Origin of the sequence: Vibrio sp. G-C-1 (assembly GCF_021728015.1) — a bacterium.
Taxonomy (GTDB): domain Bacteria; phylum Pseudomonadota; class Gammaproteobacteria; order Enterobacterales; family Vibrionaceae; genus Vibrio; species Vibrio splendidus.
On record NZ_JAKKCR010000018.1, the window covers coordinates 1 to 11,564 of the forward strand.

The following is an 11,564-nucleotide window of genomic DNA, read 5'->3' on the forward strand; positions in this document are numbered from 1 at the left end:
ATCTTCAATGGTCTCGTGTGCCATTGCTAATTCTTGTTCAAGCATAAAAAAATCCCCATCAACGTTGTTGATGGGGATTATCTGCTAACTGCAAGATCGTTCAAGTCTTCTTAAACGATCGGCATTATCCCTTAAGGAAGCCTTTTTAGTGTGCGTTACTTTCATCAAGCAAGAGCGAGATTCCCTATTCGCTCGTTCCTCACGATAGGGAATGACGATCAAAGCAAACTTTCATCATCAAAGTCCATGGTTAGCAATTCGTCATCCTCGAGAGGGAAGAATGACCGAGTCGGGGATCTCTATACCGCTCCCCGAACCGACCCCGTCGCCATAATGCAGACTGATGATATTTAAGGCTTCACAGGGAAACTGATCTGCGCTTTTAAACCACCTTCACTACGGTTATTAACCACTACCGCACCTTGGTGTTGGCTGACAATACGTTTCACAATCGCCAAGCCTAAGCCGGTACCTTCACTACCACGAGCGGTATCACCCCGCGTGAACGGTTCAAACAACTTGCCGACTTGGTCTTGCGGGATCCCAGGGCCATTATCTTCAACGGTCACCCAAGCCAATTTATTATCGGCCGTCATGCCAGTCGATACCTTGACCCAACCATTGCCATAGCGCAGCGCATTCACCACTAAGTTACTCACGGCACGCTTCATCGCGATCGGGTTACCTAGCGCAGGCTTCATCGATTCTGGAATATCGGTTTCAATTTGTACCTCGTAGCCACCTTCCGAGCTAGAAACTTCTCGGGCAATATCATCGACAAATACCTCTTGGAATGAATCTCGATCAACGGGCTTTAGGTAATCCATAAACTGGCTGATGATCTCATTACACTCTTCGGTATCACTGATGATTCCTTCCGCTAAATAGCTATCTTCTGGCGACATCATCTCGGTCGCTAAGCGAATACGCGTTAACGGAGTACGTAAATCATGACTGATACCTGCCATCAACAAAGCGCGGTCTTCTTCGAGTTCTTGGATACCTTTCGACATCTGATTAAAGGCTCGAGTTACCGAGCGGATCTCTTGCGCACCTTGCACTGGCAATGGTGGTGGAATATCACCACGCCCCACACCTTGGGCGGCTTTCTCTAGCGCTATCAAAGGCCGGTTTTGCAAGCGAATGAACAGCCAGCCACCCGCGACAATCAACATCGCCATGATCAGGCTGTTACGGAACAGAGGCGCAAAGTCTTCTTCTTGCAGCTCAGACAGAGGAATACGAATCAAGGAGTTAGGCAGCTGCGCGATGTCCATCCACAACACGTAGCTCTCTTTGCCTAAAATCAGCCGTACTTCGGTTTCAGAGCCCAACTCTTTAGTCATCTCCTCACTCATCAGATCGATTGCTACTGCATGGTAATACTCACCCGCAGCTTCGCTGTCCTTGGCGTGAACCGTCACTCCTAGCTGCTCAAGCACACGTTGACGCAGTGGCGCATCAATCTCGATATCACTGCCTTGATCCAAGACGAGGTTTAGCTCGTGAGCCAGAATCTTATTAAACTGCTGCAAACTCGGCATCAATGCATAGTTAAACACCGCGTAATAAGAAAAGATTTGGCTAGCAACCAACAAGGTTAAAAAGAGCACTATCGACTGAGTAAAGGAGCTACGTATGCGCATAGAAGACCTAAAGTGAGGGATGATAAAGGGATATAGTGGGAACTATAGCTGTAATACCAATCACAGTAAGTAAATGATCATAAATAGCGCCGGAAAAAGGCTTGAGAACAAGGCAGCAATTTTTGATAAGTAGTTATTCTACAATCAAAATTTCTAACGAAGTTATCGAGCGTTTTAACAAGCTAGGATGAGCAGTTATTTACTACGATTGGTATCTCTCATTGTGCTGAATACAAAACGGGCCATCGCATATTAATGAGATGACCCGTAAATAAAGAATTCTGAATCACAGAACGAGCAAAGCGAGATTACACAGCTTTGCCATCTGGAACGAATACATAACCCAAGCCCCACACCGTTTGGATGTAACGAGGTTTACTTGGATCTTCTTCAACTAGACGACGCAGACGTGAAATCTGAACATCGATAGAACGCTCCATCGCTGAATATTCACGGCCACGAGCCATGTTCATCAGCTTATCGCGAGACATTGGCTCACGAGCATTTGTCACCAATGACTTAAGTACCGCAAATTCACCTGAGGTCAGAGGCATTGGCTCTTCACCACGGAACATTTCACGTGTACCTAGGTTCAAGCGGAACTCACCAAAGGCAACCACAGATTCTTCCGTGCTTGGCGCTCCCGGAGCTTCAATCACTTGGCGGCGCATTACCGCTTTGATACGAGCAAGCAGTTCACGCGGGTTAAATGGTTTTGGCAGGTAATCATCAGCACCCACTTCCAAGCCCACAATGCGATCCACTTCATCACCCTTTGCCGTCAACATAAGGATAGGCAGCGAGTTGTTTGCGTTTCGTAGACGACGACAGATCGATAGACCATCTTCGCCCGGCAACATTAAATCCAATACCATCAAGTGAAAATTTTCACGGGTTAACAGGCGGTCCATCTGCTCACTGTTTGCCACGCTACGCACTTGAAAGCCTTGCTCTGACAGATAGCGTTCTAGTAATGCACGTAGACGAGCATCGTCATCGACCACTAAAATTTTGTAGTTTTCTTGCATGTAATGGTTCCACCTATTAAAGCTCAAACCTAAGGTTAAGCATTCTTGGTAAATTGTATATTGGTATAAGACATTAAAAATGTAACATTATTGGAGAAAAAGTCGCCTAAATAATTGTTAACGTATGTTGCCTTTCTATATATTCTATCTTAGAACATCATTTCATTAAGTCAGATTTATGAAAACCAAACTGATCACCCGAGAAGGTTACAACAAGCTCAAAGCAGAACATGACCACTTATGGCACGAGAAGCGTCCTGAAATCACTAAGATAGTCACTTGGGCAGCAAGCCTTGGAGATCGTTCAGAAAACGCAGACTACACGTTCAACAAGCGTTTGCTTCGTCAGATTGATCGCCGAGTGCGTTTCTTACGCAAGTTCCTGCCTGATGTCACGATCGTGGACTACTCACCGCAACAAGAAGGTAAGGTATTTTTCGGTGCTTGGGTCGAGATTGAGAATGAGGATGGGGAAATGAAGAAGTTTCGTATTGTCGGCCCTGAAGAGATCTACGGTGATGCGAAAGGTTATATCTCTATCGACTCGCCAATGGCTAGAGCTCTGCTGAAGAAGGAAGTGGATGATGAGTTTACGGTAACCACACCGGAAGGCGATAAAGAGTGGTTCATTAACTCGATTCGCTACGCAGACGACGGGTAAAGTTTATTGCTTATGGCTTACCTTATGCCTTGGCTTATAGCTTATCGCTTATCGCTTATCGCTTAGCGTGATTAACCGGCCATCACAGGTCGAGCAGACAAACTCAAACGCCAGATAAAAGAAAACCCCGCTAGGCTTGCGCCTGGCGGGGTTAAGTCTCTATCGCAGCAATCCGGCTACTGTTTATCTCTACGAGATAAGGTGCTCCCTGCATCTGTCCTTGATAGTGGCTAAATCCTTTAACCAATTTCCTTTTTGTTCATCGCCATCCTAGCGGTGTCCATTCTAGCCTGTCATCCTGACTGGCGAATCTCATCCAGAGATTATTACTTCCTTGCTGACCACTCATCCTAAGTAATCAAATCTTCGTCCTGAAGATACCTAGTCCATTAGGCTTTTTCCTGTTCCTGCCAACTCCCTGTCGACAAGTTAAATATTACGGTATTTGGGCGAGTTTCCTAGATAGTCCCAAAAAACATTTCGAGTGAGAAATACGCCCCAAAATACCATGTTATTAAAAATCAACAACTTACAGTTAAATTAAGACATATTGACAGGTTTAAGACGACTTAGGCTTACATCACGTGTGAGAGATCTCGCACAAAGCGGATATCACAAACGGAAATTCGACTTCTGACACGATAATTACACAGCCAAAGCTAGAAAAAGCGTACGCTCACCCCCATGTATTTGTCATGATATTAAATAAGAGATTCATCGGATGAGCCAAGCTATCTGTCGACTGATTGCTGAAGAACTGAATGTTCGTTCAGAGCAAGTCATCGCCGCAGTCAACCTAATTGACGACGGTAACACCGTTCCCTTTATTGCCCGCTACCGTAAAGAAGTCACGGGTGGCTTAGACGATACCCAACTGCGTAACCTTGATAGTCGCCTTTCATACCTTCGCGAACTAGACGATCGTCGCCAAACGATTCTTAAGTCGATTCAAGACCAAGGCAAGCTCACGCCAGAATTAGAGCGTGATATCACTCAAGCCGACAGCAAGACGCGCCTAGAAGATTTATACCTGCCATACAAACCAAAGCGCCGCACCAAAGGTCAAATCGCGATTGAAGCAGGCTTAGAGCCACTTGCCGATACACTTTGGAATGAACCACAACACGATCCTGAAACCGAAGCCGCTAACTTCATCAACAGCGATAAAGGCGTTGCTGATACTAAAGCGGCACTGGATGGTGCACGTGCGATCGTGATGGAACGTATTGCAGAAGACGCCAACCTACTTGAAAAGATTCGCCAACATCTCACGCGTAACTCAGAACTCGTTTCACGTGTCGTGACGGGCAAAGAACAAGCAGGCGAGAAATTCAAAGATTACTTCGAACACAACGAAAAACTCAACAAAGTACCTTCACACCGTGCGCTTGCGATGTTGCGAGGCCGAAATGAAGGCTTCCTAACGTTGGCGATGAATGCTGACCCAGAACAAGAAGAAGGTGTACGTGGTTCATACTGCGAAAACATCATCTCTGATCACTACGGTATTACCCTGAGCAGCGCACCTGCAGATGCATGGCGTAAGCAAGTGATTAGCTGGGCGTGGCGTATCAAGGTTTCTATGCACATGGAAACTGAGCTGATGGGCGCGATGAAAGAACGCGGTGAAATCGAAGCGATTGAGGTGTTCGCAACCAACCTTAAAGACTTATTGATGGCGGCGCCTGCTGGCCCTCGTGCAACGTTGGGCTTGGACCCGGGTTTACGTACCGGTTCAAAAATCGCCGTTGTAGATTCAACCGGTAAGGTTCTAGCAACAGAGACCATTTACCCTCACCCACCTCAAAAGCAATACGACAAATCTGCACACGTGGTTGAGCAGATGGTTCGCCAATACAATGTTGATTTGATTGCGATTGGTAACGGTACCGCTTCACGCGAAACAGACAGCTTTGTTGCGGATGTGATTAAACGCGGCAACCTAACAGCACAAAAGATTATTGTTAGCGAAGCGGGCGCATCGGTTTATTCCGCGTCTGAGTTAGCGGCGAAAGAATTCCCGAATATGGATGTATCGATTCGTGGTGCGGTGTCCATTGCTCGTCGTCTGCAAGATCCACTGGCAGAGCTAGTGAAGATTGACCCTAAATCGATCGGTGTGGGCCAATACCAACACGACGTGAGCCAAACTATGCTCGCTAAGCGCCTAGACGCGATTGTCGAAGACTGTGTAAACGCGGTTGGTGTTGATGTGAATACGGCCTCTGCCGCACTGTTAACTCGTGTTGCTGGCCTTTCTAACACCATTGCTCAGAACATCGTGGACTTCCGTGATGAAAACGGTCGCTTCGAAGCTCGTACAACACTCAAAAAAGTCGCTCGTTTAGGGCCAAAAGCGTTTGAACAGTGTGCGGGTTTCCTAAGAATCATGGATGGTAAGAATCCACTAGACGCATCTTCGGTTCACCCAGAAGCTTACCCATTGGTGAAAGCCATCGCCGAGAAAAACCAGAAAGACATCAAGTCTCTGGTGGGTAATACAGACTTCTTACGTGGTTTACATGCGGTTGATTACACCAATGAGAACTTCGGTGTACCAACGGTAACCGACATCATCAAAGAGCTGGATAAACCGGGTCGAGATCCTCGTCCTGAATTCAAGACAGCAACCTTCGCCGATGGCGTAAATAGTATGTCTGACTTAGAACCCGGCATGATCTTAGAAGGCGTGGTTTCAAACGTAGCTAACTTTGGCGCCTTCGTTGACATTGGTGTTCACCAAGACGGTTTAGTGCATATATCAGCGCTAACCGATCGTTTTGTGGCTGATCCTCATGAAGTCGTGAAAACGGGAGAAATCGTCAAAGTGAAGGTGATGGAAGTGGATGTTCAACGTAAACGTATTGCACTAAGCATGCGTATGAAAGATGAACCCGGCCAAGACAACCGTGCACAACGTTCAAGTGCACCTCGCACGCAAAATCGCCCGAATCAAAATTCGCAAGGTGGACAACGCCGCCGTGAGGAACCGCAACAAAACGCGGCGATGGGTGGTGCTTTTGCCGCTGCCTTTGCTAAAGCGAAGAAATAATAGGTCAATGAAACGACTGCGTGTCGTGAAATAAATAGCCTGTAAAAACAGAAAACCTGCATCCCTTAGGGTATGCAGGTTTTTTATTATGTGTTCAAAAAAGACATCGAAGCTTAGCTGTATTCTGCGTGTTCTAAACACAACACGATCATGCTACAAAACAACCAACATTCCTGATGGAGCATGAGGCGCAACAGCATGACCATAATGATATTTTATGACCTTACGTCGCTTCTCCATCTGTCCCTCTTGAATCGCCGCATCTAAAACATGCTTTGGCAGGCGGAAACGCATGGTATAGCCCTTTCCTTGATCAGCACTGTATGTTCTCAGTGCCAATAAGCTGAACAACCTATCAAAAGGATCTTGTGGCTCTTCTTGGCTAATCGAATTGGCCTCTGACTCGTTCTCCATTTCATAACCTGGATGGTCTGAAGGATCCCAAGCCGACTGCTGCCTTCGCTTATCGTCCGGTTTTACCTTTCGCTCTGCATTGGTTTTCGCCAATGCTACGGCGGGAGCGACAGGTTCTCGAACTCTATTATCACGCGCAACTTGCTCTGTTTGCACATTAACGGATGGGGCGATCAGTGGCACACTCACTGCAGTTGCAGGTGACACAATCATCGCGAACTCCTCAAGAATCGCCCATCGTTATTGCTATAACGCTGTTGTACTGTGAGTCAGTACAACAGGCATAGCCCAACTTACCGCAATCAGCTCAGGAGAGAGTTAGGTCTGAGTATCATGCTGTGCATTGGTGTTATACCAATCGTAGTAAATAACTGCTCATCCTAGCTTGCTAAAATGCTCGATAACGGCGTTAGAATTTTTGATTGTAGAATAACTACTTATCAAAAAGCTCTGCCTTGTTCTCAAGCCTTTTTCCTACGCTATTTTTGAACACTTACTTACTGTGAGTGGTATTAGGTTATATATCGACCAAGCCAGCGATAAATTTAGCGATTATTTTTGGGCGAAGCTAACCAGTTCGCTGCAAAAGGCATCCGCTTCCGTCATAAATGGCGCATGCGAAGACTGGGTAAAGATGTATTGCTCGGTATGAGGCAAGGCTGTACCTAAGTCTTTTGCAACCTTGATTGGCACCAATCCATCTAATCGACCATACAAGCGCAGCATTGGCACTGAAATCTCAGGCAGTTGTTCACGCAGATCGACATCCGACAGCATCTTTAATCCTGCCAATAATGATTCAGGGTTCGGCAACGGGCGAGACAGCACCGCTTGCTTGAGTTGTTTTACATCTTGCCTTGCTGAAGGGCTACCCATGGCTTGCAGTGCCATAAAGCGTTCGATGGTGGTTTGAAAATCTTCAACCAACTGTTCGGTGAATGCGCTTAATACGTTTGGCTGAATGCCTCGCCATAACACCGGTTCTTTTGCGGCGGCGAATTTAGGAGAACTGGCGACAGTCACCAATTTACTGACATAATCTGAGTGATGGAGAGCCATGTGCGTCGCGACCAAACCACCGAGTGACCAACCCACCCAAATCGCTTGCTTGGGCGCGTCGACCAATAGTTGCTGAGCAATCTCTTCAAGATCTTGAGCGTGGCAATGTGCGCTATGTCCATACCCTGGAAGGTCAACAACATGCATTCGGAAGTCAGCTTCTAAAGCAGTAACCGTTTGCTGCCATACGGCACCATTCATACCCCAACCGTGAACCAGAACTAAATCAGGCCCTTGCCCAGAAACATGCCAATACAACGCGTCACTCATTCTCGATATTCCCTACTTTTTCCATCAGCGATAATCCGCGCTTTTCAGTATGGTGAGTAAAAGGAACACCATAACCCAAAAGCATCACGAGCTATGTTATCTGATTGGCTACAAAAACACACACCACGTCTGGTCACACCTCAATGCCATCTGTGCAAGCTAGATAAGTCGCACAGTGATGCTCACCCTCGATGGTGTGATTCTTGTCTTAATCTCTTCGAGCCAGTGCCGCGCTGCCAGCGGTGTGGCTTAAAAACCCTGCTCACAATAGAGCAGTGCGGACAGTGCTTATCTCAACCTCCACCTTGGCATCGTCTCTATTGCGTTGGGGACTACACCTTTCCAACAGCACGTTACATTCAACAAATGAAGTACGCCGATAAGTTTTGGTTTGCACGCGATCTGTCAAAGTTATTAGCTTCACGTATCGAGCACCCTGCTCCGCTGATCACCAGCGTACCTCTGCATTGGCGTCGATATATTCATCGTGGCTTTAATCAAAGTCAGCTGCTCGCTAATTACACAGCTCAAGAACTTGGCGTTAAAGATGAGGTGCTGTTCCGTCGAATTCGCTCAACCGCTTCTCAGCAAGGGCTAACTAAATCCGCACGATTACACAATCTAAAGAGTGCTTTTACGCTTCGAAAACAAGACTTTCAAGGAACTGTCCCTTCTCACGTCGCGATAATTGATGATGTTGTAACCACCGGCAGTACTGTGTATCAATTATGCCAATTACTACTTGAAGTAGGCGTAAAAAGGATTGATATTTACTGCATCTGCCGCACTCCTGAGCCCTCTGGATAAAAGCTGTGAATCGCTACTTGTACAGCAATCCAACAAAAAAGGGCTGAATTACAAATCTGACAGGAGTAGAATGGCGCTAATAACCTACAAATTTACTCAGGTATTCGTCGTGTCAAATATTACTATTACAGAAACAGCTCAAACTCACTTTGCCAATCTGCTGTCACAGCAGCCTGAAGGTACAAACATTCGTGTGTTCGTGGTAAACCCAGGCACACAAAACGCTGAGTGTGGTGTTTCTTACTGCCCAACAGATGCTATCGAAGCGTCTGACACTAAGCTTTCTTTCGACGCTTTCTCGGCATACGTTGATGAGCTAAGCCTACCATTCCTAGACGAAGCTGAGATTGACTTCGTAACTGACAAAATGGGCTCTCAACTCACGCTAAAAGCGCCAAACGCTAAAATGCGTAAAGTATCAGACGACGCAACTCTGATAGAACGTGTTGAGTATGCAATCCAAACACAAGTGAACCCACAGCTTGCTGGCCACGGCGGTCACGTTAGCCTAGTAGAGATCACTGAAGAAGGCGCAGCTATCGTTGCATTCGGCGGCGGTTGTAACGGTTGTTCTATGGTTGACGTAACGCTTAAAGAAGGCATCGAGAAAGAACTTCTTCAACAATTCGAAGGTGAATTGACGGCCGTTCGTGATGCAACTGAGCACGATCGCGGTGAGCACTCTTACTACTAATCATTTTACGACTAAGCACTCATGCAGTCTTAGCCAGTAGAAAGTTAAAGATTCAATCAAAAGGTTGATGCGCAAGCATCAACCTTTTTTTGTATTTAAAACAGCAGAGCGCTTTCGAACCGTCTATTTCTCGTTCAATGCCCATAATGACGGGCGGGTTACCATTTGCAGTAAGGTATTCAAGTGATCGCAATCGGTTCCTGATCCAATAATTCTAGGATATGAAAACTCGGATCTAGGAACTCAACTCTATTTCCCCTATATTAGAATGACTTTATAAGAAAGAATTCCAATGAGCTAAGGAGCGAGCGCAATGACAAAAAGGACCAAGCCAGAAATTTTGGCTCAACAAACTGTCGCTCAATCAAAACTATTCTCTATCGAGTCTCTCGATTTACGCTTTTCAAACGGTGTAGAGCGTACCTACGAACGCATGAAGCCCAGCGGCCGCAACGCAGTAATGATGGTTCCGATTACTGAACAAGGCGATATTCTGTTGGTGCGTGAATACGCAGCAGGCACAGAGCGCTATGAACTCGGCTTCCCAAAAGGGCTAATTGATCCAGGTGAGCAGCCCAATCAAGCCGCCGTTCGTGAACTAAAAGAAGAGATTGGCTTTGGTGCCAACAAGCTTACTCCCCTAAAAGAAGTGATCCTTGCACCCTCTTATTTCTCTAGCAAAATGACGCTGTTTATCGCAGAAGAACTCTACCCAGAGAAACTAGAAGGTGACGAACCAGAACCACTCGACATTGTGCGCTGGCCACTTGCTCAAGCCGAAGAACTGTTAACGCATCTCGACTTCTGTGAGGCTCGCAGTATTACAGCCCTACTATTAGCCCTTCGTGTATTAAACAATAATTAGAACATTCAGGCTCGCTCGAAGAGTAAGAGAATATTTATGCCAATAACAAAAGATTTGTCTCACCTCCTACCCTCTATCATTGAGATTGCTCGCTCTGCAGGCCAACTCATCTTAGAGATTTACGAGAAAAAGGATTACGAAGAGTTCACTAAGAGTGACGACACTCCAGTAACCAGTGCCGATCTTGCAGCACATAAGCTGATATTAAAAAAACTCAGTGAATTGACGCCTGATATTCCCGTATTATCCGAAGAAGACGCCGACATCAGCCTAGAGCAACGCTCTCAATGGGATCGCTACTGGTTAGTTGACCCGCTCGATGGCACGCAAGAGTTCATCGCACGAAGTGGCGACTTTGCAACAATTATCGCCCTAATTGAGCATAACAAGCCAGTAATGGGCGTCGTGTACGCGCCTGTTTCAGGTGTGAGCTATTACGCTTACAGTGGCAAAGGCGCTTGGAAGATCCCAGACCTCAATGACAGTGTAAAAATCAAAACGCATCGTCACGAGCTGCCAAACCAATCGATCGCGATGGCAATCAGCCGTCGCCAAGACATCAATCGCATCACTAACCGTATGAGCTCTGCTTGGAACTATGATTTGGTTCCTTTAGGCTCTGCTGCGCTGAAGGCATGCTTGGTTGCCGAAGGCGCTGTCGATTGTTATCTACGTATTGGACCAACCGGAGAGTGGGATACCGCGGCAACCCAGTGCATTGTTGAAGAAGCGGGAGGCCGAATCCTAAGCACTCAATTAGAGCCACTCTCGTACAATGAAAGAGAGACGCTTGAGAACCCGAACTTCATTGTTCTTGGCGATGCCGACTTACCTTGGGCAGAAATCTTACAAGGTAAAGATTAACTTTATCTAAAGCACCACTATCGATGATGTGGTGCTTTTTCTTCTCAAAACCCTGAACCAAAATAACAATTCCATCAATAGAAACTGACTATTTTATCATTATCATTCATAAAGTTAAGTAGCTCAAAGTTCTTATTCATACCATACTTGTTTCATTGACAAAATTTATACCGACCGATAAAAGCATTCCTTATATGTATCTAT

At 46.2% G+C, this 11,564-nt stretch carries 10 protein-coding genes; 6 read left to right on the forward strand and 4 right to left on the reverse strand.

All coding sequences use genetic code 11. The annotated features are described in order from the left end of the window. Positions 1 to 350 precede the first annotated feature (350 nt). On the reverse strand, positions 351 to 1,646 hold the full coding sequence (envZ, locus tag L3V36_RS21225; RefSeq protein ID WP_017080818.1) for a two-component system sensor histidine kinase EnvZ: 1,296 nt from the start codon (positions 1,644 to 1,646) through the stop codon (positions 351 to 353). 308 nt (positions 1,647 to 1,954) lie between these two features. Then, the gene (gene ompR, locus L3V36_RS21230) at positions 1,955 to 2,674 is read right to left on the reverse strand and encodes a two-component system response regulator OmpR (protein WP_004735642.1); all 720 of its coding nucleotides are present in this window, start codon (positions 2,672 to 2,674) and stop codon (positions 1,955 to 1,957) included. A gap of 178 nt (positions 2,675 to 2,852) precedes the next feature. Between ompR and greB the strand changes: the two genes are divergently transcribed. Both greB and L3V36_RS21240 read left to right on the forward strand, forming a co-directional pair. After that, on the forward strand, positions 2,853 to 3,335 hold the full coding sequence (gene greB, locus L3V36_RS21235; protein ID WP_208775647.1) for a transcription elongation factor GreB: 483 nt from the start codon (positions 2,853 to 2,855) through the stop codon (positions 3,333 to 3,335). A 721-nt stretch (positions 3,336 to 4,056) separates the two neighbouring features. Continuing rightward, on the forward strand, positions 4,057 to 6,387 hold the full coding sequence (locus tag L3V36_RS21240) for a Tex family protein (protein ID WP_208775646.1): 2,331 nt from the start codon (positions 4,057 to 4,059) through the stop codon (positions 6,385 to 6,387). A gap of 153 nt (positions 6,388 to 6,540) precedes the next feature. Here the strand turns inward: L3V36_RS21240 and L3V36_RS21245 are convergent, their stop codons facing one another. Both L3V36_RS21245 and bioH read right to left on the reverse strand, forming a co-directional pair. After that, entirely contained in the window at positions 6,541 to 7,014 is a 474-nt protein-coding gene (locus L3V36_RS21245; RefSeq protein ID WP_004735616.1) for a hypothetical protein, read from the reverse strand. A gap of 339 nt (positions 7,015 to 7,353) precedes the next feature. Beyond that, the gene (gene bioH / locus L3V36_RS21250; RefSeq protein ID WP_102448465.1) at positions 7,354 to 8,130 is read right to left on the reverse strand and encodes a pimeloyl-ACP methyl ester esterase BioH; all 777 of its coding nucleotides are present in this window, start codon (positions 8,128 to 8,130) and stop codon (positions 7,354 to 7,356) included. A gap of 93 nt (positions 8,131 to 8,223) precedes the next feature. Here bioH and L3V36_RS23980 point away from each other — a divergent pair, with 93 nt between their 5' ends. The 4 genes from L3V36_RS23980 (at position 8,224) to cysQ (ending at position 11,360) form a co-directional block, all read left to right on the forward strand. Further along, positions 8,224 to 8,937, forward strand: a complete 714-nt coding sequence (locus L3V36_RS23980; RefSeq protein ID WP_198593266.1) for a ComF family protein — start codon at positions 8,224 to 8,226, stop codon at positions 8,935 to 8,937. A 109-nt stretch (positions 8,938 to 9,046) separates the two neighbouring features. Further along, a complete protein-coding gene (gene nfuA, locus L3V36_RS21260; RefSeq protein ID WP_004735612.1) occupies positions 9,047 to 9,631 on the forward strand; it encodes a Fe-S biogenesis protein NfuA in 585 nt (194 codons plus the stop codon). 313 nt (positions 9,632 to 9,944) lie between these two features. After that, entirely contained in the window at positions 9,945 to 10,496 is a 552-nt protein-coding gene (gene nudE, locus L3V36_RS21265) for an ADP compounds hydrolase NudE (RefSeq protein ID WP_017079321.1), read from the forward strand. 36 nt (positions 10,497 to 10,532) lie between these two features. Further along, positions 10,533 to 11,360 carry a 3'(2'),5'-bisphosphate nucleotidase CysQ gene (gene cysQ / locus L3V36_RS21270; RefSeq protein WP_004735610.1) on the forward strand — a complete coding sequence of 276 codons (828 nt, stop codon included), beginning with the start codon at positions 10,533 to 10,535 and terminating at the stop codon, positions 11,358 to 11,360. The last annotated feature ends 204 nt before the right edge of the window (positions 11,361 to 11,564 follow it).

Bases quoted from the DNA above. Each gene is read 5' to 3' on its own strand.
- envZ (WP_017080818.1), bottom strand. From the start codon at position 1,646: ATGCGCATACGTAGCTCCTTTACTCAGTCGATAGTGCTCTTTTTAACC.
- ompR (WP_004735642.1), bottom strand. From the start codon at position 2,674: ATGCAAGAAAACTACAAAATTTTAGTGGTCGATGACGATGCTCGTCTA.
- greB (WP_208775647.1), top strand. From the start codon at position 2,853: ATGAAAACCAAACTGATCACCCGAGAAGGTTACAACAAGCTCAAAGCA.
- L3V36_RS21240 (WP_208775646.1), top strand. From the start codon at position 4,057: ATGAGCCAAGCTATCTGTCGACTGATTGCTGAAGAACTGAATGTTCGT.
- L3V36_RS21245 (WP_004735616.1), bottom strand. From the start codon at position 7,014: ATGATTGTGTCACCTGCAACTGCAGTGAGTGTGCCACTGATCGCCCCA.
- bioH (WP_102448465.1), bottom strand. From the start codon at position 8,130: ATGAGTGACGCGTTGTATTGGCATGTTTCTGGGCAAGGGCCTGATTTA.
- L3V36_RS23980 (WP_198593266.1), top strand. From the start codon at position 8,224: ATGTTATCTGATTGGCTACAAAAACACACACCACGTCTGGTCACACCT.
- nudE (WP_017079321.1), top strand. From the start codon at position 9,945: ATGACAAAAAGGACCAAGCCAGAAATTTTGGCTCAACAAACTGTCGCT.
- cysQ (WP_004735610.1), top strand. From the start codon at position 10,533: ATGCCAATAACAAAAGATTTGTCTCACCTCCTACCCTCTATCATTGAG.